Raw genomic sequence first — 21,726 nt, forward strand, 5'->3', positions numbered from 1 at the left:
GTTTACCTCAGGGTTTGCGCAACAAATAGGTGTCCATGATCCAGCCGTTTTCCAGGCGCGCCGCCTTGCGTACCCGTTCGATCTCTTCTGCCACATGCGCCACTTTACCGCTGATCAGGATCTCGTCCGGGGTGCCCAGGTAGGCGCCCCAGTAAATATCCAGGTCCTGATCCGCCACACTGCGGTAGGAATCTTCGGCGTCGAGCATGACCACCAGGGTATCGGCATCACTCGCCTGCCCCGCCGCCAACCGGCGCCCAGTGGTGATTTCGATGGACTTGCCAATACGGTTGAGCGCCACCTTGTGCTGCGCCGCCAGGGCTTGCACGCTGGTGATGCCGGGGATCACTTCAAACTCGAAGACACAGCGACCACTGGCAAGAATCGCCTGCAAGATGCGGATGGTGCTGTCGTACAGCGCCGGGTCGCCCCAGGCCAGGAACGCCCCCACCTCACCGTCAGCCATTTCTTCGTTGATCATGCGTTCGAAGGTCTGCTGCTTATCGCGGTTGAGGTCCTGCACAGCGGTGGTGTAGTCGATTTCACCGCGCACACGCTCCGGGCAGTCGGCCTCGACAAAACGGTAGCCGGGCTCGGTGATATAGGTGTCGCAGATTTCCCGGCGCAGGTCGATCAGCTTGTCCTTGCTCTGGCCCTTGTCCATCAGGAAGAACACGTCGGTACGGTTCAGCGCCTTCACGGCCTGCATCGTGATGTAGTCGGGGTTGCCGGCGCCAATGCCGATGATCAGGATGCGTTTCATGGGTTGCTCTCAGTGCGGGGCGTGGATTTTGCCATGATCAACGCATCAGGCGTGAGTTTCCAGGCGCAGGCGCCAGACCGCGTTGAAACGCAGCTCGGTGCGCGACAGCGGTTCGACATCGATCAGGTAGAACATCGATACTGGAAATTGCATGACGTACAGCATTGCAGCGCGGATGACCAAGGGATGTGTAACGGCCACCACATGGCCGGGTTGGCACTCCAGTGACCTCATCCATTCGCCCACGCGCGCGCAAATGTGGTCCACCGACTCGCCGCCATGGGGGGCACTGGCGCTGTCGGTGAGCCAAGTCATCAATTCATCGCGATCAAGCTGGGCAGTGTCCTGCCCCTTCCAATGGCCAAAATCGCCATCGCGTAACGCGGGCTCAACCACGGCGTGGTCACCGAACAGCGTTGCCGTCTGGCGAGTCCGCGCTTCGGGCCCGCATATCAGGCGCACACTTTTGCGGAACCGATCCGTCAGTGACAGCCGCGCATTCTGCCAATCCATCAGTAACGACTCGTCATCGGGAAACCGCCCCTGCTTTTGCATGGGGGTCACGGCATGACATACGAGAGTCAATCGGGTTGCTTGCATAGGCACCTCACTCTGCTCAGGGACGCGGCGGGGAGAAAACGGCGGCGTATTTCAACCTGTCACAACGAACAGGCAAAGGACTGTGACACATGACGGCTCCCCGCATCAGCGGCTGTAACCCTTCGTATTAAGTGGATACGGAACACCTTCGTACAGAAAAGCCACGAAAATTCGCCACAGAAGGCGCGCTTTTCATAACGATAGACGGAGACTTCCATGACGATCCCGGCAGCCACGAACCATGTTCCACCCTCATCTTCGCAACAAACGCCAACAGGCACCTTTGCGTGGCCGGTCAACCCGGATGAAAGGCTGAAGTATGACATCGCTCAGCAGCCGGAAAATCCTGGTCGATCCGAGCCCGTTTCAAGACGCGCACCAAGTTCGCCTCAATTTCTGCTCACTCAAGGACACGTCAGCACGTTGGTGGAAAAGAGTGATGCCGAGCTGGCACAGCAGCTCAGCGCGGCATTGATGGGCCAGGTCGCTGAGGAGCTCACAACCAACAGACAGTCACTCACCGCCCCGACCCTCACCCAGGTTCCGCCTTTTTCCAGCTTCGGCCAAGCGTGGGCACGTTTTAACCAGGCGCTCAGGGCAGAGCCGTTTGCAACCTTTGCCAAAGCCCATCACATCGACCTGTCCAATTTCAGCTGGAACCCTCAAGAGGGAACCATGACGTGCATGATCAATGACTCCCCCAACAGCTTCACGGAGTTCACCCCTGGCTGGTCACAGGCATCGGCGGACGTCGCCGCAGAGGCCAGAGAGCTAGGCGCCCCGTCGACGACCTGGTTCCGCTACACCGGCGAACACACGCCTCCCAGTTACCTGGTCGGAGACTTCTACGCTATCGCTAGAACCGAGCTTACGCGCGATCCGCGGGCCGTGATCGCGGCACTCCAGCAAGCCGACACATTCCCCTCTCTGGTCATCCCCAACGGCCCCCTGCCATTGGACATCTCGCAACAGACCTTGCGCGCCAGGCAAGCACAACGCAGCGCGAAGGAGACGATCACCCAAGCCACCTTTGAACGCAGCGGTACACTTGCCGACTCCAGTCGCACACCGACGCCCGCCGAACGCGTCGAGGCGGCTGATCGGGAAGTGGCACGGGAGTGTGCCAGAATCCTCACGAGGATCGGATATCAAAGGCGCATCGATGATCAGTCGCTAACCTTTCTCCCCTTCTTGAATGTGCCTGACGACTCAACCTACGCACACACACGCGAGGCGTTCGGCAAATGCTTCTCCAGCCCCGCTTTCCTGGCGTTTGCGAAAGAACATAATCTCGAGGTGTCATCCTTGTTTATCCACTTGCCGACAGGCCAGTTGGAAGGCTACGTACGAAACCCTGATGGCAGCCGTAAATCGATTGTTTTGCGCACGTCGACTTGCCCCCAATGGGCGGCCCTCGAACCCGACATTTCAAGCGCGGCCCGCAAATATGGGAGAAGCGGCTCGGTCTACGAGGGGCCCGTTCGTACCCAGCAAGCGCTGGATCTCTCTATGATGCTGGACTTTTACGGCGTGACTCGGGAAACCGGCTCAGAGCAGAAGTGGCTCGAACAAGTCGCAGGGCTCATCCGCGATGGCTTCCCCTCCTTGAAAAAAAACAACCCTTCTGCTGACACCTCGCGTGGGATTCGCGAACTGCAGCAGGCAACCCTACAAGCACTTGCAGGCATCAAACCCCCTCCAACACCTACTGTCGTTCAAGCGCCTGCGCCGGTAACCACCGCCAAGCCGCCCGTCGCCAGCCCCGTGAGCGACATCGCCCACCGTCTGTTTAACGCAGAGCCCGGATTGCAATCGGTCGTATCGGGATTACTCAAGGACGCCATCGATGCGTCATTGAACCTCGATGTGGAGCAGTTGGCGTTCGCCGTTCCCGATCCGGACAATCCAGGTGAGCACATTGAAACACCGCTGATGGAAATGATCATCAGCCATGTCGCTGGAGGCGCCGCGCCGGTTTTCGACAGCGCTGGCAAATTCGTCGATACGCGCGAGGACGTGCTCGCCCGTACCGGCAAACCTGCGGGTACTGCACTTCCTATCGATAGGTCAGCGCTACAGAAGGCTATGAGCGAGTTGCCCGGCAAGCTGAACGAAACGCTTCGAGCGGCAAAGATCACGTATTGGAATGAGCCGCCGTTCAATGAGCCGGCCCCTGGGCTGAGTGCCGACACAGCGCTCGGTGTCACCCCGATTTACGCGGGTAGTCGCCGGTCAATGCTCGGCCAGCTGCTGCACAGCAACCTGCGCCTGGCCAGTTTAAAATCCCCAGGTCTCAATGACATACAGCGCGAAACACTGGATACGGTAGCAAGGTTTCCCCACGGGCACCTCAACCCCACAGACAACTCCAAGACAACCATTCACTTCATGGTCCGCACTGACCCGGCCAACCCAGACAGCCCGAACGTTCAAACCCCTAACCTGTTCATCGAACGCAAGGCTGGGGACCGCACCCTCGCTGTGCTGATGTGCGAACCCAGCGGAAAGGTTACTCCTTATGCTTCCCTGGATGCAGCCCAGCAGGCCTGGGAACAGCAAAACCCCGAGGCGCAACCACCGACCCGCACCGACAAGCCCAGCCTGAAAGCCTTCGACGCTGATGCGTTCTACCTGCAAGCGAACGTCATGATTAACAACGGGGACGCCAACGCCGACACTGATCCCGCGCTGATCGTGGCGCGACCATCCCAAGAGTCCGGGCTCAAGCGTCCCGAATGGTCAAAAACCGCCTCCGATGCCAATCGCTTTATTTACCATGACCTGCTTCTGGAGATGGCGGGCTTCGAGCGCCGGCACAAGGGCAAGAGCTTTGGCAGTGATATTCCGGACATTAGCACTTATATCCAGGAACAGATCAAAGCCCTCAACCCTCCACCCTTTCACTATGACATCAAGGATCTGGAAGTCATCTTTCACACTCCCTATGGCGCCCCGGCCAGCGGATTCGGATCAACCCAAACCACCACCCTGCCCTTCACCGAAACCTTTGTACGCAACCTTTCAGGATTACCAAAAGGTCGGGTGGAGGTGCGTCACAAACCGACGGGCATTCATCTAGCCAAGCTCGGAAAAGAGGGCGAACTGGGTAAGCTGATTCAGCAAATCGATGCCGGCAAGAACTACCCCGAATTAGTCAGGCGCGAGCTGCTCGACGATCCTGAAAAAAAAGCCAGGCGCCAAGCGCTGTTCGCCGAGCAAGTCCCGATTGAACTGAAGATGAGGGCCCTGGAACTGACGGCCAAAGGCGAGGCTGGCTTCGATAACGCCATGGGTTTTCGTTACCTTCAGGCAATACTGGATCCAACGCCAGGGAAGAAGTTTGTCAATGGCAACGAAATCACCGTGCGCCCCTTGGCGCTGATGCGCCTGCCCGGCGCGGTGCCCGATGTGGTCGAAAACATGTTCCTGATCGAACCCAAGGACATCACAGTCGGCCCGCACATTCTTTATCGCCCGTTGAATTCCAGCGCCCCTCTGCTGCAGTTTCCTTCGCGCCAGGCGCTAATGGAGTCTGTCCAGACACAGAAGGAGCTACAAAAAGACATTCTTGCCTGGCTGCCTGATGAGACAACCCGCACCGTCTACAGGCACGATGGCTTTCGCGAACCGCATATGCCGACATATACGCCCGTGTTCACGCCTGCGCCGCCCACACTGGCGACTCACGACCTGTCGTCCGAGCTGCAAACCGGGCAACTGATGAGCTACTTGTATGAAGCCAATTCAAGGGCGCTGACATCGCTGGCCGAACACCAAGCCGTATCCAACGGGGAAAGTCGCTGGGAAAGGATTAAAGAAGGGGCAGGCCTATTACTCAATACGGCATTTCTGTTCATGCCAGAGAGTGCCTTTTTAATCGGCATGCCGTTTCAGGCAGACAGCATCATAAGTGATATCAAGACGCTTGCCGGGAGCAGGGAAGGAAACAAAGAAGCAGCCGCAACAGATTTATTCATCAACATAGCGATGTTAATGCTTCACCTCGCAAGAGCACACCCCACTCAAACCTCCGCACGTACTGGAGTCGCGGCCATTCATACGGTACCGCAGGAAACACGCGTAGGTGATTTACCGGCGGCGCCTTCGCCTGAGTCAGCATTACGTGAAGTGATTCGGTTGGGCGGTCCATGGAGGGGTTTCAAGGCCATCGATGGCGACATACAAACCTTCGAGGATATTTACAAAGGCGCCCCACGACTCAATATATTCGGACATGGGACTGAACCGGCCACCGGAGAGCCCGCGAAAGTCGTAGGCGCAAACGGCAAGTTCTATTCGGCGCAAGACATCGTCAATAAACTTCGTGCGGAAAAAATTGACTTCAGCAAATATAAAAACATTGTGCTTCGCGTCTGCTATTCCGGCGCAAACGGCCCGAACTCGCTGGGTGATGAAATCTCCAACCTGACCAACATACCCACCAAGTCATTCGCAGGTCCTGTGCACATGGATTATTTTTTGGGCAAAGACCCAATAGGCCTGTTCAAAACGTACTATCGGGAATTCAAAGCGAAATACCCCACGCTTTCTCCACGCGACATAAAGTTACTCGCTGATTCGAAAGTGAGGTTGGATTTTGCCAAGAACAACCACCTTAATACGGTGGAAAAGACATCAGGAACGCTGCTGCGATTCAATATTGGCACCCAGAAAGAGCCTGAGATGGTTCAAGAACTTGTCGATTACCGGCCACATTACTCCTACCCTGCCCTGCACGCGGCCCACGTGTTGCCAGCCAATTCAACCCGGTAGCCTGTTGCGGCAGGTTTGCCAACACAACCCTGCCGTTTGATTACCAAGATGCAAACACGGCGTCAGGCCAGCGCCGTTTTCGCAGACGCCACCCTAGGCGTGGCACCGACCACGAAGTCCTCCTTGCGCAACAGCACCAGCGCTACCAACGACACCACCCCGGTCGCTACATAGAAATACCACGGCGAAGTAATGTCGCCTGTCACCTTGATCAACCAAGTGGAAATCAACGGCGCACTGCCGCCAAACACCGCGACGGGCACGTTATACGCCACGGCAATCCCAGTGGAGCGAATCCGCGTCGGCAACAGCTCACTCATCAACGCATAGGTTGACGACGCGTACAGCCCGAACAGAATCGCCACCGCCATCAACGGCGCGAAGAAGGTCGCCGGGGTGGCGGTCGGGGCGGATTTGAACAGCCAGAACATCGCCAGGGTCGCCAGCGTGCCGATCACCATCAGGAACGGCTTGCGCCCGAATTTATCGGTAAAGGCCCCGCCAAACGGCATCACGAAAGCCGCCGAGAAGCTGGCGACGAACACATAGAGCAAGGTGGTGCCACTGTCGAACTTGAGGATCTTGGCCATGTAAGTCGAGGCGAAGGTCAGCACCAGGTAAAAGATCGAGCTGTGCAAGGTGATGATAAAGAACACCAGGGCAATCGCACGCTTCCACTGCCAGACCTCGCGCAGCGGCGCCCGCGAAGTTTGTCCGGCACGTTGCAGGGCCAGGAATTCAGGGCTGTCTTCGAGCTTGAGGCGGATGTACATGGAAATAAAGCCCAGGGGCGCGGCGATCAGGAACGGTACGCGCCAGGCCCATTCCTGCATGACCTCGGCGCCCAGCACCCAGGTCATGCCGTTGGCCACGGCGCCACCGAGCAGCAGGCCGAGCACGGCGGTAACCATCAGCCAGCAGGTGGCAAAGCCACGGCGACCGGGGCCGGCGTATTCAGAGATGAAGCTGGTGACGGTACCGATTTCGCCGCCCGCCGAGAAGCCCTGCACGCAGCGCACCAGAATCAACAGGATCGGTGCGGCGATGCCCAGGCTGGCGTAGGTCGGCAACAGGCCCAGCATCACCGTGGAGCCGGTCATCATCACCAGCGCCATGATCAGGGTTTTGCGCCGGCCGATCTTGTCTGCCAGCGGGCCGAAGAACAGCCCACCCAAAGGGCGGATAAAAAAGCTCAGCGCAAACGCAGCAAAGCTGGCCAACAGGCTGGTGGTGGGGTCATCGGAGACGAAGAACGCCTGGCCGATATAGACCGCGAGAAAGCCATAGACGCCGTAGTCGTACCACTCGATCAAGTGGCCGGAGGTGGCGCCCAGAAACGCACGGCGGCGCTTGCGGACGGTGTCTTGTGCGGGATTGCCCATCGTGGGGACTCCTTGTCTGATTATCGATCCATGTTAAAGCGCGGCGATACTCGCGGTTTGCAGCCAATGCCGCAAGTCGGTCTTGAGAATCTTGCCGTAGCTGTTCTTCGGCAAATCGCTGCGCCACACATATTTTTTCGGTTTTTTGAACGAGGCCATGCGCGCCAGGAACCACGTCGTCAGCTCGCCTTCGTCCAGCGGCTGGCCGCTGCGGGTCACCACGAAGGCCACCACCGACTCCCCCCATTGCGCGTCGGGCTCGCCCACCACGCACACTTCGAACACCTCGGGATGCTGGGCCAGCACTTCCTCGACTTCACGGGGGTACACGTTGCTGCCGCCACTGATGATCACGTCCTTGGAGCGATCCGTCAGGGTCAGGTAGCCGGCCGGGTCGAGGTAGCCGATGTCGCCGGTCAGCAGCCAACCGTCCACCAGCGTCTGGCGCGTGGCCTGCGGGTTGCGCCAGTAGCCTTGCATCACCGTGGCGCCACGCACCGCGATTTCACCGCGTTGGCCGGTGGGCAGTGGCTGGTGCTCGGCATCGAGAATGCGGATCTCGACACAGGTTTGCGCGTGGCCCACCGAGGCGGCCAGGGTGGCCCAGTCGGGACGCTGGCGTTCGGCGATCAAGGCGCGGGGCAAGACGCTGATGGTCATCGGGCTCTCGCCCTGGCCGTAGATCTGCACCAGGCGCGGGCCGAAGGTGTCGACTGCTTCGCGCAGGTCGGCGAGGTACATGGGGCCGCCGCCGTAGACGATGGTCTTGATGCCGGCGCCGTGATAATCCTGGCGCCGGGCCTGTTCGACCATGCGCTTGACCATGGTCGGCGCAGCAAACAGCGACACCTGGCCCATGTGCTCGGCCAGCCCGAACAGCTCGGCGGCATCGAAGCCATGGGAGGCCGGCACCACATGGCGGGCGCCGCAGCGCACATGGATGAAGTTGTACAGGCCGGCGCCGTGGGACATGGGCGCGGCATACAGCGCCGCATCGTCGGCGCTCACTTGATCGATATCCGTGGCGTAGCACAGCGACATGGCGATCAGGTTGCCGTGCGACAGCATCACGCCCTTGGAGCGCCCGGTGGTGCCAGAGGTATAGAACAGCCAGGCGAGGTCGTGATCCTGGCGGGGCACCGGCTGTTCCAGGCTGGGCCAACCATGGCTGGGCGGCAGCGGGTGGCCGTCCAATTCCGTGCAATGCGCGGGCAAATCCCGCGATGAAAACACCTGGCCGCCGTCGGTAAAGATCAACCGCGCCTCGGCATTATCGGCAATCCACGCCGCTTCGCTGGGGTGCAGCTTGGCGTTGATCGGCACCGCCACCCCGCCCATCCACCAGATGGCGTAGAGCAGTTCCAGGTAGTCGCAGCTGTTTTTCATCAGCAGCGCCACCGCGTCTCCCGGCACCAGGCCATGCTGCTCCACCAGGTGCGCGGCGCGTTGGCGCACGTGGGCGGCGAAGGTGGCGTAGTCGGCCACTTGCACGCTGCCGTCGAACAATGCCGGGCGTTGCGGGGCCCGACGCTGGGTGTCGTGCAGCCAGTTGGCAATGTTCATGACTCAGCTCCGGCGTGCCTGCAGGACCGAGGCGTAGTTGGCCACCGCCATGCCGCCCATGTTGAACACCAGGCCGAACTCCGGGTTGGGCACCGCCAGGCCAATCGGCTCGCCGGTCAATTGCCGGAACGCCAAGGCATGCATGGACACCCCCGTGGCGCCGACGGGATGTCCCTTGGCCTTGAGCCCGCCGGAAAGGTTCACCGGCAAGCGCCCGCCGGAGCGCACCACCCCGCTGTCGAGCACGCGATGGCCTTCGCCCTTGGGCGCCAGGCCCATGGCTTCATAGATCAGCAACTCGGCAATGGTGAAGCAGTCGTGCACTTCGGCGAAGCTCAGGTCAGCCAAGGTCACATTCGCCCCGCGCAGCGCTGCATGGATCGCGCGTTGCGGGCCCTCAAAGGCCAGAATGTCGCGCTGGGCGATGGGCAAGGTGTCGTTGACCTGGGTCATCGCCCGGATTTGCACCTCGCGACGGAACGCCCGCGCACGTTTGGGCGAGGCGAGGATGATCGCGGCTGCGCCATCGCTGATCAGTGAGCAATCGGTCAGGCGCAGGGAGTCAGCCACGAACGGGTTGCTTTGGGACACGTTGTTGCAGTGTTCGAAATTCATCTCCCGATGCATCTGCGCCAGCGGGTTGGCCATGGCATTGGAGTGGTTTTTGGTAGCGATGGCCGCCATCGAGCCCAGCGGGCAGTGGTAACGCTCGGCGTATTGGCGGGCGGCGCGGCCGAACAACTGGGGGAAACTCAGGCCGGCTTCGGCCGGGTCGTTCTGGTAGCCGGCCCCGGCCAAGGCTTGGGTGACCGCGGCAGTGCTGGTGTGGGTCATCTTCTCGGCGCCCACCACCAGCACCAGCTCAGCGCTGCCGGAGAGGATCGCATTGACCCCCGCCTGAATCGCCGCCGAGCCGGATGCACAGGCGTTTTCACAGCGAGTAGCCGGTTTGAAGCGCAGCCCGGGGTCGGCTTGCAATAGCAATGAGGCGGCAAACCCGTCGGGCACCAGCCCCGAGTTGAAATGGCCGAGGAACAACGCATCGATTTGCGACGCGTCAATCTCGGCGTCGCTCAGGGCTTCGCGGGTCACCTGGACGATCAGGTCTTCCAGCGTCGTGCCTTCCAGGCGACCAAAGCGGGAGTGACCAGCGGCAACAATGGAGACGCAATCAGCAGGCATAATCAATTTCTTCTGTTCTTGATTCGGACTTTACTTACAATGACCCACCCCTGATCGTGCGCCAATTCGTGTAACTACTTACACGGGTAAGTAGCGCCCCAGGGCATTGAACAACGAGGCAGGATGCCCCATGACCGCGCTAGCCCAGCAATTTCCCGACCTCGAACGCCTGGCGTTCAAGCTGTCCCCTGCCCCGCAGATCGTCACCAGCGACCGCGTGATTCTCGACTGCAACGACGCTTTCCTGAAGCTGTTCGGCTATACGCGCGACGCACTGGTCAACCAGCTGACCTTGCTGATCTACCCGTCCCAGGCCGACTACCACGCCATCGGCAAGCGCAGCCATGATTGGCTGCTCGACAGCGACAACGGCTTTTATTCCGATGAACGCTTCATGCAGCACCACAATGGCGAAGTGTTCTGGGCCAAGTCCCACGGCTACACCCTCACCCCCAAAGACCCGTTCAAGCTGATGATCTGGCACTTCGAACGCCTGGACCGCATGCACCAGGGCACCGGCGACCTCACGCCCCGGGAGCGGGAAATCGCCATGCACATCGTCAACGGGTTCAAATCCAAAGAAATTGCCCTGCGCCTGGCGATCTCCCACCGCACCGTTGAGGTGCACCGGGCGCGGTTGATGAAGAAATTGCAGGCCAAGACGGTGGTGGAGTTGGTGTCGAAGATCATTATGGTGGCCTGACCGATAACGGCTGTTTAACCGATGCCCCGCCATCCAAATGTGTGGGCAGCCCCAATGCCGCACAGTTAAGCGAACGCAATGCCCAACGCAACGAAGATCAAATGTGGGAGCTGGCTTGCCTGCGAAAGCGGTCGTGCAGTAATAGATGCAGTGACTGAAACGTCGTCATCGCAGCATAGGTATCTACGCAGCCACCGGTAACTACGATGCGAAGCGAGCCGCTCTTGATCTGCTTTTGATCTTGATCTCAGGCGCCCCGTTAAACCACGCTGGCCGAACGCAGGCTTGAATTCGTGGGTAACCCGGCAGGACGCCGGGTTAGCCGTCCTGGGCCAAGGATGGCCCATGACGGCGGCCCACGGATTCAAGCCGGAGTGAGGGCACACCGAGCCTAAGCGAGGTGCCGAGTGGTGGGGCAAGAGCGTTTTGCTTACTTTTGCGCTTTTCAAAAGTGAGCCGCTGTAAAAGCGGAACCATAAGCAGCCATGACCTAAATAATGGATATGTACACGGTCTGATCCAAGATTATGGTCGGCTCTCAGGCCGCCTTCGCAGGCAAGCCAGCTCCCACAGTTTGATCGTGGGGTATCAGCTAGAGAAGCGTCGGCTGGCTGGCCGTCATCTCAGGCAAGCCAGCTTCCACATTTGGATTGAGGGGCGTCAGGTAGACAGGCGTCGGCTGTCTGGGCCGCGTAGCTGAAACGTTCAACCGAGCACGTCCATACAATTCCCCACCGCCCTGCCCCCCTAACCTCACGGCTTTCGAACCCTCAGAAGCGCTGGAGAACGGGCATGGGTAACACAGCAACCAAGGTATCGCTGGCATTGACGCTGCTGGCAAGTGCGATGATGAGCAACGCGTTTGCCGCCACCCCGAACGTGGCCGTGGCGCCGCAGTACGACACCAGCCATGTGTATGTGGCACCGGCCGATGTGGACCGTTTTGCCCAGAGTTTCCTCGCCACCTTCGGCGGCAAAAGCACGCCCCAGGTCGTGGTCAACGTGCTGCCGGTGCCGAGCAGCACCACCTCGCAATTGCTCCAGACCCCGGCGGGCACCGTGTCGTTGTTCGGCTTTACCACCCCCGTGCCTCACCCGTTCGGCCAGGAACGCAACGGCTATCTGGTCAAGGACATGGACGTGGCCCTCAAGGCCGCGCGTGAAAATGGCGCCGACGTAATCGTCAGCGATTTCCCCGACCCCATCGGCCGTGATGCCGTGGTGCAATGGCCGGGCGGTGTGAACATGCAGCTCTACTGGCACACCAAGACCCCGGATTACGCCGCCTTCGACACCGTGCCGGAAAACCGTGTGTATGTGTCCAACGACAGCGCCGAGCGGTTTATCAAGGCATTCCTGGGTTTCTCCCACGGCAAGGTAGTGAGCGACGACAAGCACGCCCCTGGGGTTGATGTCGGCCAGGCCGGCGGCCACTACCGCCGCGTCGAGATCGAATCGCCGTTCGGGCGCATGGCGGTGCTGGTCACCAACGGCCAACTGCCCTACCCGTTCGGCCACGACACCACCGGTTACCAGGTCAACGACCTCGCCGCCACCCTGGGCAAGGCCACTGGCTCTGGCGCCACAGTGCTGGTGCCGGCGTTCGACAGCAAAGGTCGGCGCAGTGCGTTGGTGGAGTTCCCGGGCGGTTATGTCGCAGAAATCCACCAACTCAGCGCGGCAAAATGATTCGTCACGCAGGCTGGAGCCTGGCTGTGCTGTGGCCGTTGCTTGCTGGCAGCGTGCAGGCCGACGACCAGCTGGTACGCCCGGCGATCAAGGCCAACCGCTGGCAGGAAGACTGGTCTGTGCTCAAGGACCCGGCATTGCGCACACAACCGCTGGACAACCTCAAGTACATCCCACTGTCCGCCGCCAACCCGTTCACCTACTTATCGTTGGGCGCCACCTTGCGTGAACGCTTCGAGATGAACGACGCCAGCGGGTTCGGCGTGCGGGATGTACCGCGTGACCGCTACCTGATCCAGCGCTTTCAGGTGCACGCCGACTTGCACCTGAACGAACACTGGCGGCTGTTCACCCAGTTGGAAGATGTGCGGGCCTATGACAAGACCACCATTGGCGGTGCCGACCAGAACCGCGTCGACCTGCGCCTGGCCTTTGCCGAATACGTGAAGACCTTCAGCGCCGGCACCTTCAAGGCACGGGCTGGCCGCCAGGATTTCGCCTTCGACTTGCAGCGTTTCATCTCGTCACGGGACGGCCCGAATGTGCGGCAGTCCTTCGATGCGTTGTGGGCGGACTGGGAAACGCCGCAATGGCGCTTCATCGGGATCGCCAGCCAACCGGTGCAGTACCAGGATGGCCGGCATTTCGACGACAAGTCCAACAGCGACGCGCGCTTCCACATGCTACGGGTCGAGCGGCTGGTGGGCGGCACCAATGAGCTGTCGGCCTATTACGGCGTGTACGAGCGCAGCGCCGCCCATTACCTGGACGCCGACGGCGAAGAGACGCGCCAGTTGCTGGACGCCCGCCTCGGTGGCGCAGCCCAGGGGTTCGACTGGGACGTCGAAGCCATGCTGCAACGCGGCTCGGTGGGCAGCAAGACGATTCGCGCCTGGGCCGGTGGCAGCCGCACCGGCTACACCTTTGACACGCTGGCCTGGAAGCCGCGTATCGGCCTGCAACTGGATATCGCTTCCGGTGACCGCCAGGCCGGTGACGGCCGGGTCGGCACCTTCAACCCGCTGTTCCCCAATGGCTATTACTTTTCCCTGGCGGGCTACACCGGCTACAGCAACCTGATCCACGTCAAGCCGTCGATCACCGTCAAGCCCCTCGCCAAGCTCAGCGTGCAAACCGCTGTCGGCCTGCTGTGGCGGCAGACCACCGCAGACGCCGTCTACACCCAGCCCAACCTGGCCGTGGCTGGCACGGCGGGCCAAGGCGAGCGCTGGACCGGCGCCTACGGCCAACTGCGCACCGACTACGCCTTTACACCCAACCTCAGCGGTGCGGTCGAGGCGGTGCACTACGCGGTCGGCCAGACCCTGCGTGATGCCGGTGGGCACGACAGCAATTACCTGGGCATGGAGCTCAAGTTCAGTTGGTGAGACAAGCACACCCATACAAGCCTGGGCTCAGGTTTACGGCAATAGTGAGACGGTTTTCACACCGCCCTTTTTCAGCCCTGCAAGGAGTTTCAGATGAGCACATTCGTTGCCAAAGACGGTACCCAGATTTACTTCAAAGACTGGGGCAGCGGTAAGCCCGTGCTGTTCAGCCACGGCTGGCCGCTGGATGCGGACATGTGGGAATACCAGATGGAATACCTGAGCAGCCGTGGCTTTCGCACCATTGCCTTTGACCGTCGTGGTTTTGGCCGCTCGGACCAGCCATGGACCGGTAACGACTACGACACCTTCGCTGACGATATCGCCCAGTTGATCGAACACCTTGACCTGCAGGACGTGACCCTGGTGGGCTTCTCCATGGGTGGCGGTGACGTGGCGCGCTACATCGCCCGCCACGGCAGTGCCCGTGTCGCCGGCCTGGTGTTGTTGGGCGCGGTCACGCCGATCTTCGGTCAGCAAGCCGACTACCCCCAAGGCGTGCCAGGCGAGGTGTTCGATGGCATCAAGGCCGGCCTGTTGAAGGATCGTGCGCAGTTCATCAGCGACTTCAACACGCCATTCTTCGGTCTCAATAAAGGCCAGCACGTTTCGGAGGGTGTGCTCAGCCAAACCCTGCAGATCGCCATGCTCGCGTCGCTCAAATCCACCGTGGATTGCGTCACCGCATTTTCGCAAACCGACTTCCGCCCGGACATGGCCAAAATCGACGTGCCGACCCTGGTGATCCATGGCGACGGCGACCAGATCGTGCCGTTCGAAACCACCGGCAAGGTGGCTGCTGAAATGATCAAGGGCGCGCAACTGAAGGTGTACAAGGATGCGCCTCACGGGTTTGCCGTGACCCACGCTCAACAGCTCAATGAAGACCTGTTGGGATTCCTGAACCGTTGACATCTTGATGCCCCTGTAGGAGCGAGCTTGCTCGCGAAGAACGTCAACGATAACGCGTGCTTGCTGAATGAACGCGGCGCCTATGCGTTTTTCGCGAGCAAGCTCGCTCCTACAGAAGGCAGAAGGCCGGGCGAGCCAGGCCTTTTTTGTTCAGGCAAAGCGCTGGCTCAGCACCAGCCGCCCCGGCCCTGCGATCAGCACGCTGGTAAAGATGATCAACAGCAGCCAACCGAACTGCCCTTCGAACAGCGTCCACTCCGGGTGCACCACCAGCAACGCGATGACCAGCACCGCCAGGATCGGCAGGCACGCCAGGCGCACCAGCACGCCCGCGACGATCAGCAGCGGGCACAGCACCTCGGCAAAGATCGCCAGCAGCAACGTGACATGGGCGCCCAGGTGAAACGGGTCCTCGATCAGCTTCAATTGCTCGCTGTAGTGGAGCAACTTGGGCAACCCATGCACCCACAGCAGGAACAACGCCCCGCTGACCCGCAGGAACAACAACCCGATATCCTGATTTCTCGCTTCGTTCATACGCCACCTGTGTCCGTCAAAAATGAGCGGCAGCCAGTGTGTCCGAAGCCACGCCGACGCACTTGCAGGCTTGTGCTGAAAGCCTGCGTTTGCATTGCCCGAAGAACCCGGCATGATCTTGCTGAACTGCCGACCCCGCGCTACGGTCCCAACCCATACGCTCATCGCTACAGGAACTTTTCCATGACGCTTCCCCAAGAAATGACCCTGATCGAAATCACCACCCCTGGCGGGCCCGAGGTCTTGCAGCCGCGCAGCGCCGACGTGCCAGTGGCCGGGCCGGGCGAGATTCTGATTCGCGTGCACGCCGCCGGGGTCAACCGCCCAGACGCCTTGCAGCGCGCGGGTAAATACCCGATGAAGCCCGGCATGAGCCCGATTCCGGGGTTGGAAGTGGCCGGTGAAGTGGTGGCGCTGGGCACTGGCGTGAACGAATACAGCGTGGGCGACAAGGTTTGCGCCCTGACCAATGGCGGCGGCTATGCGCAGTATTGCGCGGTGCCGGCCAGCCAGGCGCTGCCGATCCCCGCAGGCATGGACTGGATTCAGGCCGCTGCCGTGCCGGAAACGTTCTTTACGGTCTGGGCCAACCTGTTCGGTCTCGGCGGTGCCCGCAAAGGCCAGCGCGCCTTGATCCACGGCGGCACCAGCGGCATCGGCACCACCGCGTTGATGCTTTGCCAGGAGTTCGGCATCCAGGCATTCGCCACGGCGGGCAGCGCCGACAAATGCGCGGCGATTGCCAAGCTCGGTGCCGAGCCGATCAACTACCGCGAACAGGCATTTGCCGAGGTCATCGCCAAACAGACCGATGGCAAAGGCGTCAACGTGATCCTCGACATCATGGGCGCCTCGTACCTCAACAATAACCTCAAGGCCCTGGGCATGGACGGCCACCTGGTGATCCTCGGCTTCCTCGGTGGTGGCAAGGCCAACGACGTCGACCTGCTGACCATCCTCGGCAAACGAGCGGTGATCACCGGCTCGCTGCTGCGGGCCCGCACGCGGGAAGAAAAGGCCGAGATTGCCCAGCAACTGCGCGAACACGTGTGGCCGGTACTCAGTGCCGGGCGCTGCCTGCCGATTATCGACCAGGTCTACGCCTACACCGACGCCGCCCAGGCCCATGCGCGGATGGAAGGTGGGGACCATATCGGCAAGATTGTGTTGCGGGTGGAGTGAGGCGATTCGACTTGCCCGCGAAGGTGGTGTGTCAGTCACTGTATCTGTTACTGCACGACCGCTTTCGCAGGCAAGCCAGCTCCCACATTTGATCTTCATTACTTCGAGCATAGCGTTCGTTTAACTGACCGGCGTCAGGGCAAGCCTCCTCCCACCCTGGATAAAACACAGGCCATCATGGGCTATCACGGCTGTTGGGCATACACCGGATAATCCACATACCCCGCCTGTGTCCCGCCATACAAGCCTTCGGCCTTCAACGCATTCAACGGCCAGCCATTGAACAGCCGCTGGGGCAAGTCCGGGTTGGCAATGAAGGGCCGTCCAAAGGCGATCAAGTCCGCCAACCCGGTCTCTACCAGCCGTGCGCCGCGCTCGGCGGTGTAGCGCCCGGCGTAGATGATCCTGCCGCTGAAGGTGGCGCGCACGGCCTGGCGAAATGTGTCGGGCAGGTCGGGGGCGTTGTCCCAGTCGGCCTCGGCAATGGACACATAGGCGAGGCCCGACGCTTCCAGCACTTTGATCGCTTCGATATAGGTAAGGTGCGGGTCTTCTTCCACCAGGCCGATGTAGACCCGGTCCTGATCGGTGCCACTGAACAGCGGCGAAAAGCGCACGCCCAGGCGTTCCGGCCCCACCACTTTGCACACCGCTTCGACAATCTCGCGCAGCAAGCGCAGGCGATTGTCCAGCGAGCCGCCGTACTCATCCTCACGGAGGTTGGAATGGGCCGAGATGAACTGGTTAACGAGGTAGCCGTTGGCCGCGTGAATTTCCACGCCGTCGAACCCGGCGTCCAGGGCATTGCGCGCAGCCTGGGCGTAGTGCCCTACCAGCTCTTCGATTTCCAGCGTGGTCAAGGCACGGGGGACGGGTGGCTGCACCAGTTCACCCCTACCCGGCCCGGTTTCAATGAAGGCTTTGGCTTGCAACGCCGGCAGCGCAGACGGGCCCACCGGGGCACCACCGTCAGGTTGCAGCGCGTTATGGGACACCCGCCCCACATGCCATAACTGGGCGAAGATCACACCGCCCTCGGCATGCACCGCTGCAGTGACTTTGCGCCAACCCTCGATTTGCGCCGGTGTATGAAGGCCCGGCGTCCACGCGTAGCCCTGGCCCCGGGGTTCGATCTGCGTACCCTCGCTGACCATGAACCCGGCACTGGCCCGTTGACGGTAATACTCGGCCATCAGGTCGGTGGCGATATTACCCGGCTGGGCGCTGCGCTGGCGGGTCAGCGGTGGCAGTACCACACGGTTGTTCAAGCGGTGATGCCCCAGCTTGATCGGGGTATTCAAGATGCAGTCAGGCACGGCGATATTCCAAATTCAGGACGAACGAAAACCGTGGCGACTCCTGGGAGTCGCCACCGCGTAGATCGGTTGATTAATTTAAGCGCAGAGTGTCAGCAGGGCCTTGGCCACTTCGCTGGAGCTGCCTGGGTTTTGCCCAGTCACCAGCAAACCGTCGACAATGACGAAGGATTGCCAGTCGGCGCCCTTCTCATACAGGCCGCCCAATTTACGAAACTCATCTTCAATCAGGAACGGCACGACCTCGGTCAACTGCACAGCGGCCTCTTCCGAGTTGGAGAACCCGGTGACGCGGCGGCCCTTGATCAACGGCTCACCGTTAACTGCCTTGACGTGACGCAAGGCACCCGGTGCATGGCACACAAAGCCAACGGGCTTGCCGGCCCGCTCGAAAGCTTCGATCAGCGCGATGGACACCGGCGACTCCGCCAGGTCCCACAGCGGACCGTGGCCGCCTGGGTAGAACACGGTGTCGAAGTCGGCGGCATTGACCGAGTCCAGCTTCACGGTGGTCGCCAGGGCTTGCTGCGCAGCCGGGTCTTTGCCGAAGCGCTCGGTCTGCTCGGTTTGCGCATCCGGTTCATCGCTCTTGGGGTCCAACGGCGGCTGGCCGCCGGCCGGAGAAGCCAGCACCACTTCGGCGCCAGCGTCCTTGAACGCGTAATAAGGTGCGGCGAATTCTTCGAGCCAGAAGCCGGTCTTGCGCCCGGTATCGCCAAGCTGGTCGTGAGAGGTCAGTACCATTAATACTTTCATTTTCCAGTGCCTCGATCGATGTGAATAACAGGGTTTTCAGGGCTGCCCAACAACTGTTGGGTCAGCAGCAGCGCCTCGGTGAACGGCGCGGTGGTACGGGTGATCTTGCCCATGACGCTGGTTCCCAACCATAGCGCATACAAACGCCTGGCCAGGCTTTCGGGGGCCTGCTCGAACCTGAGCGAGCCGTCTTCGACGCCGCGTTGAAGGGCCACGGCAAGCAAGTCGATGGTGCGCGAAGTACCGCGTTGCAGCGCCAGCCGCATGGGTTCTGACAGATCGGAGACCTCCGCCCCAAGCTTCACGGCCAGGCATTTGCCGGCGTCGGTGCAGCCGGTGTGGTTGTCGATCCAGCCTTGCCAATAACGCATCAGCTTGGCGTGGTGGGTCAATCCCGGCTGATCGAACAGCTGCTGCATGCCCTCGACGTAGTGGTCGAAATAGGTATCGAGTAACACCACGCCAAAGGCATCTTTGGAGTTGAAGTAGTGATAAAACGAGCCCTTGGGCACTTGCGCCGCTTGAAGGATCTCGTTCAAGCCCACCGCCGAAAACCCCTTGGCCCCGACAATGGATTGCGCCCGTTCAAGAATCGCTTGCCGCGCACTGCTGCTTGCGTTGCTCATGCTTGCCCCTCTGCGATTAGACCAGTCGTCTAGTGCGTTGGGCTCATGTTAGGCAGCGCGGCATTGGCTCACAATGTCATATCCGCAAGGATTCCGGACACGCACGAAAGTCGGTTGCCGTTTGCCCGGCACACGCCGACAATCGCCTCTCCCCTGCCCCTTGGAGAGATGCAATGCACAGCGTTGCGCTGATGGTTTACCCGAATTTCCAGTCGTTGAGCCTCAGCCTGGGCTCGGTGTTCGAGTGTGCCAACCTGCTGCGCGGCGAGCCGGCCTATGAGTTTCACCTGGTGTCGGAAAGCGGCGGCGCCGTGATGACCTCCCAGGGCTTTTCGGTGAACACCAGCGCGCTCCGCCCAGAGGGCTATGACACCTTGATTGTCAGCGGCTACCTGGAGTTTCGCCTGCCGGAAGCCAACCTGCTGGAACTGGTCAAGGCCGCGTCCGCGCAGTCGCGCCGGGTGGCGTCGTTATGCATGGGCATCTTTGTGCTGGCCGAGGCTGGCCTGCTGGCTGGCAAGCGCACCACCACCCACTGGATCCACGCACCCGCGTTTCGCAAGCGTTACCCGGATATTCGCCTGGAAGAGGACAAGTTGTTCATTGTCGACGGCCAGGTGTGGACCGGTGCGGGCATGAGCGCCGGGGTCGACCTGGCGCTGGCGATGGTGGAGGACGACCTGGGCAGCGACCTGGCCCGTCGCATTGCACGCAAACTGGTGATTGCCCAGCGCCGTGGCAGCGAGCAGTCGCAACTGTCGGCCTTGCTGGAACTGGACCCCAAGTCCGACCGCGTGCAGTTGGCCCTGGCCTATGCCCGTGAAAACCTCACCCATGATTTGTCGGTGGACGCACTGGCCGACGTCGCCCGGCTCAGCCCACGCCAGTTCAGCCGGGTGTTTCGCGAAGAAACCGGGCAGACCCCGGCCAAGGCCATTGAGGCCCTGCGGGTGGAAGCTGCGCGGGCAATGATGGAAACCAGCCGCCACCCGGTGGAAGTGGTGGCGCGCGAAACCGGGTTTGGTGATCGCGAGCGCATGCGCCAGGCGTTCCTCAGGGCCTTCGGGCAGCCGCCCCAGGCGATGCAGCAGGTGCTGTTCAACCCGGGCTAGGCCCGTGACGGCCTGACAGCCGACTCCTATCTACCTGAAGTGCCATGATCCAAATGTGGGAGCTGGCTTGCCTGCGATGGCGGCCTACCAGCCAACACTTACCTACCTGACACCCCGCGATCAAACTGTGGGAGCGGGCTTGCTCGCGAAGGCGGCCTGACAGTCGACACAGTTGGATTGCGTACATATCCATTCCTGCGGTAACGGCCACTTAGGGTTCCGCCCTGACGGCGGGTCACTTTGGAAAAGCCCCAAAGTAACCAAAGGGCTCTTGCCCCACCACTCGGCACCTCGCTTAGGCTCGGTGTGCCCGTAATCCGCCAGGGATTTGGGGGGCCGCCGCCACGCGCCATCCATGGCGCGGGGCGGCTAAACCGGCATCCCTGCCGGTTTACCCCCCAAATCCCTGTCGAATTCCGGCCAGCGTGGTTTGACGGGGCGCTTAAGATCAAGGTCAAAAGCAGATCAAGAGCAGATCAAGAGCGGCTCGCTTCGCATCGTGGTTACGGGGTTGATCGCCACAGCCTTGTTCAGATATCTATGCTCATCGAGAGAAAGCCCCAACCCCTCAATGCAACGAAGCCCGGGTAATCAGGTAGCTCACCAACTGCGGATCATCCTCCAGTTCAATCATCTGCACCGGACGCGGCAAGTTATCCAGCACGGTGCGCCAGAACGCCTGGGACACCTCGTCCTGATCATAGAAACGCACCAACCAATTGGCCGCGCCGCTGCACAGCACCTGGCTGGCAATGGCACGGCCGATGCCTTTGCGGCGGTAGCGCTTGAGGATGAACAGGTCAGCCAGTTCCAGGGCGTCGATGCCCGGCAGTTCGCTGCTTTCGATCAACAGGAAACCGGCGATATAGCCGTCTACCAGCAACAGGTTGGCGCTCCATTGCGGGTCGCTCCAGTAGCGGGCCAGGTGTTCGTCATGGATGTAGTAACGCCCATCGGTCTCGACATCTTCTTGTTCCCAATCCGAAGACTCATAGGCGTAGTACTGGTAAAGATTGCGGATCAGTTCAGCTTCTTCGGGGCCGGTCTGGATCAATTCGACGGTGGTTTCGGGCATGGGGCTCTCGGTGGAAAAACGCAGGGCGCCATTGTTCACAAAAGTGCTGCCCACGCCAATGGCCTGGCGAATCCTTTCTATTAGCTGAACCGATTGCAAATACCGGTTGCCCTGGCCGAAATCCTGAAACATTTAGAATAAACTTCGCCGGTTTCCCCCTATTGCTC

17 protein-coding genes are annotated in these 21,726 nt (G+C 60.8%); 7 read left to right on the top strand and 10 right to left on the bottom strand.

Annotated features, from left to right (window positions below; genetic code table 11):
• Window positions 1–7: 7 nt before the first annotated feature.
• Window positions 8–763, bottom strand: a complete 756-nt coding sequence (gene cobF, locus BT204_RS25220) for a precorrin-6A synthase (deacetylating) (protein WP_054898541.1) — start codon at window positions 761–763, stop codon at window positions 8–10.
• 45 nt (window positions 764–808) lie between these two features.
• Window positions 809–1,363, bottom strand: a complete 555-nt coding sequence (locus BT204_RS25225) for a histidine phosphatase family protein (protein ID WP_034127306.1) — start codon at window positions 1,361–1,363, stop codon at window positions 809–811.
• Window positions 1,364–1,579: 216 nt separating this feature from the next.
• On the opposite strand from BT204_RS25225, the gene BT204_RS25230 reads away from it, so the two are divergent.
• On the top strand, window positions 1,580–6,136 hold the full coding sequence (locus BT204_RS25230; RefSeq protein ID WP_139271548.1) for a DUF6543 domain-containing protein: 4,557 nt from the start codon (window positions 1,580–1,582) through the stop codon (window positions 6,134–6,136).
• Between the two features lie 62 nt (window positions 6,137–6,198).
• On the opposite strand, the gene BT204_RS25235 is transcribed toward BT204_RS25230, so the two are convergent.
• The 3 genes from BT204_RS25235 to BT204_RS25245 are packed head-to-tail and all read right to left on the bottom strand — an operon-like array spanning window position 6,199 to window position 10,263.
• Window positions 6,199–7,518, bottom strand: a complete 1,320-nt coding sequence (locus BT204_RS25235) for an MFS transporter (RefSeq protein ID WP_072448648.1) — start codon at window positions 7,516–7,518, stop codon at window positions 6,199–6,201.
• 33 nt (window positions 7,519–7,551) lie between these two features.
• Entirely contained in the window at window positions 7,552–9,081 is a 1,530-nt protein-coding gene (locus BT204_RS25240; protein ID WP_072448650.1) for a class I adenylate-forming enzyme family protein, read from the bottom strand.
• A 3-nt stretch (window positions 9,082–9,084) separates the two neighbouring features.
• Window positions 9,085–10,263: an acetyl-CoA acetyltransferase gene (locus tag BT204_RS25245; protein ID WP_057977097.1), complete on the bottom strand. Its 1,179-nt coding sequence runs from the start codon at window positions 10,261–10,263 to the stop codon at window positions 9,085–9,087.
• A 130-nt stretch (window positions 10,264–10,393) separates the two neighbouring features.
• Here BT204_RS25245 and BT204_RS25250 point away from each other — a divergent pair, with 130 nt between their 5' ends.
• The 4 genes from BT204_RS25250 (at window position 10,394) to BT204_RS25275 (ending at window position 14,955) form a co-directional block, all read left to right on the top strand.
• Window positions 10,394–10,966, top strand: coding sequence for a LuxR C-terminal-related transcriptional regulator (locus BT204_RS25250; protein ID WP_003190613.1), 573 nt, complete (start codon window positions 10,394–10,396; stop codon window positions 10,964–10,966).
• Window positions 10,967–11,758: 792 nt separating this feature from the next.
• A complete protein-coding gene (locus tag BT204_RS25265; RefSeq protein WP_054918704.1) occupies window positions 11,759–12,655 on the top strand; it encodes a VOC family protein in 897 nt (298 codons plus the stop codon).
• Window positions 12,652–14,043 carry an alginate export family protein gene (locus tag BT204_RS25270; RefSeq protein WP_054898547.1) on the top strand — a complete coding sequence of 464 codons (1,392 nt, stop codon included), beginning with the start codon at window positions 12,652–12,654 and terminating at the stop codon, window positions 14,041–14,043. The genes BT204_RS25265 and BT204_RS25270 overlap by 4 nt, the downstream gene beginning before the upstream one ends.
• A 93-nt stretch (window positions 14,044–14,136) precedes the next feature.
• On the top strand, window positions 14,137–14,955 hold the full coding sequence (locus BT204_RS25275; protein ID WP_054898548.1) for an alpha/beta fold hydrolase: 819 nt from the start codon (window positions 14,137–14,139) through the stop codon (window positions 14,953–14,955).
• 150 nt (window positions 14,956–15,105) lie between these two features.
• On the opposite strand, the gene BT204_RS25280 is transcribed toward BT204_RS25275, so the two are convergent.
• A complete protein-coding gene (locus BT204_RS25280; RefSeq protein ID WP_034127298.1) occupies window positions 15,106–15,492 on the bottom strand; it encodes a DoxX family protein in 387 nt (128 codons plus the stop codon).
• Window positions 15,493–15,675: 183 nt separating this feature from the next.
• Between BT204_RS25280 and BT204_RS25285 the strand changes: the two genes are divergently transcribed.
• On the top strand, window positions 15,676–16,674 hold the full coding sequence (locus tag BT204_RS25285; RefSeq protein ID WP_072448652.1) for an NAD(P)H-quinone oxidoreductase: 999 nt from the start codon (window positions 15,676–15,678) through the stop codon (window positions 16,672–16,674).
• A gap of 185 nt (window positions 16,675–16,859) precedes the next feature.
• On the opposite strand, the gene BT204_RS25290 is transcribed toward BT204_RS25285, so the two are convergent.
• The 3 genes from BT204_RS25290 to BT204_RS25300 form a co-directional block, all read right to left on the bottom strand.
• A complete protein-coding gene (locus tag BT204_RS25290; RefSeq protein WP_072448654.1) occupies window positions 16,860–17,990 on the bottom strand; it encodes an alkene reductase in 1,131 nt (376 codons plus the stop codon).
• A 78-nt stretch (window positions 17,991–18,068) separates the two neighbouring features.
• Window positions 18,069–18,746 carry a type 1 glutamine amidotransferase domain-containing protein gene (locus tag BT204_RS25295; RefSeq protein ID WP_054898551.1) on the bottom strand — a complete coding sequence of 226 codons (678 nt, stop codon included), beginning with the start codon at window positions 18,744–18,746 and terminating at the stop codon, window positions 18,069–18,071.
• A complete protein-coding gene (locus tag BT204_RS25300) occupies window positions 18,743–19,372 on the bottom strand; it encodes a TetR/AcrR family transcriptional regulator (RefSeq protein ID WP_054898552.1) in 630 nt (209 codons plus the stop codon). The genes BT204_RS25295 and BT204_RS25300 overlap by 4 nt, the downstream gene beginning before the upstream one ends.
• A gap of 173 nt (window positions 19,373–19,545) precedes the next feature.
• Between BT204_RS25300 and BT204_RS25305 the strand changes: the two genes are divergently transcribed.
• Window positions 19,546–20,484, top strand: coding sequence for a GlxA family transcriptional regulator (locus BT204_RS25305; protein WP_034127293.1), 939 nt, complete (start codon window positions 19,546–19,548; stop codon window positions 20,482–20,484).
• Window positions 20,485–21,052: 568 nt separating this feature from the next.
• On the opposite strand, the gene BT204_RS25315 is transcribed toward BT204_RS25305, so the two are convergent.
• Window positions 21,053–21,691 (bottom strand): GNAT family N-acetyltransferase, encoded by a 639-nt coding sequence (locus tag BT204_RS25315; RefSeq protein WP_072448657.1) that lies wholly within the window; start codon window positions 21,689–21,691, stop codon window positions 21,053–21,055.
• Between the last annotated feature and the right edge of the window lie 35 nt (window positions 21,692–21,726).

Origin of the sequence: Pseudomonas sp. NFPP02, from assembly GCF_900119355.1 — a bacterium.
Taxonomy (GTDB): domain Bacteria; phylum Pseudomonadota; class Gammaproteobacteria; order Pseudomonadales; family Pseudomonadaceae; genus Aquipseudomonas; species Aquipseudomonas paracarnis.

Coding starts and splice junctions, on each gene's coding strand:
- BT204_RS25305 (WP_034127293.1), top strand. CDS start 19,546: ATGCACAGCGTTGCGCTGATGGTTTACCCGAATTTCCAGTCGTTGAGC.
- BT204_RS25235 (WP_072448648.1), bottom strand. CDS start 7,518: ATGGGCAATCCCGCACAAGACACCGTCCGCAAGCGCCGCCGTGCGTTT.
- cobF (WP_054898541.1), bottom strand. CDS start 763: ATGAAACGCATCCTGATCATCGGCATTGGCGCCGGCAACCCCGACTAC.
- BT204_RS25230 (WP_139271548.1), top strand. CDS start 1,580: ATGACGATCCCGGCAGCCACGAACCATGTTCCACCCTCATCTTCGCAA.
- BT204_RS25295 (WP_054898551.1), bottom strand. CDS start 18,746: ATGAAAGTATTAATGGTACTGACCTCTCACGACCAGCTTGGCGATACC.
- BT204_RS25250 (WP_003190613.1), top strand. CDS start 10,394: ATGACCGCGCTAGCCCAGCAATTTCCCGACCTCGAACGCCTGGCGTTC.
- BT204_RS25285 (WP_072448652.1), top strand. CDS start 15,676: ATGACGCTTCCCCAAGAAATGACCCTGATCGAAATCACCACCCCTGGC.
- BT204_RS25265 (WP_054918704.1), top strand. CDS start 11,759: ATGGGTAACACAGCAACCAAGGTATCGCTGGCATTGACGCTGCTGGCA.
- BT204_RS25315 (WP_072448657.1), bottom strand. CDS start 21,691: ATGTTTCAGGATTTCGGCCAGGGCAACCGGTATTTGCAATCGGTTCAG.
- BT204_RS25300 (WP_054898552.1), bottom strand. CDS start 19,372: ATGAGCAACGCAAGCAGCAGTGCGCGGCAAGCGATTCTTGAACGGGCG.
- BT204_RS25245 (WP_057977097.1), bottom strand. CDS start 10,263: ATGCCTGCTGATTGCGTCTCCATTGTTGCCGCTGGTCACTCCCGCTTT.
- BT204_RS25270 (WP_054898547.1), top strand. CDS start 12,652: ATGATTCGTCACGCAGGCTGGAGCCTGGCTGTGCTGTGGCCGTTGCTT.
- BT204_RS25280 (WP_034127298.1), bottom strand. CDS start 15,492: ATGAACGAAGCGAGAAATCAGGATATCGGGTTGTTGTTCCTGCGGGTC.
- BT204_RS25225 (WP_034127306.1), bottom strand. CDS start 1,363: ATGCAAGCAACCCGATTGACTCTCGTATGTCATGCCGTGACCCCCATG.
- BT204_RS25240 (WP_072448650.1), bottom strand. CDS start 9,081: ATGAACATTGCCAACTGGCTGCACGACACCCAGCGTCGGGCCCCGCAA.
- BT204_RS25275 (WP_054898548.1), top strand. CDS start 14,137: ATGAGCACATTCGTTGCCAAAGACGGTACCCAGATTTACTTCAAAGAC.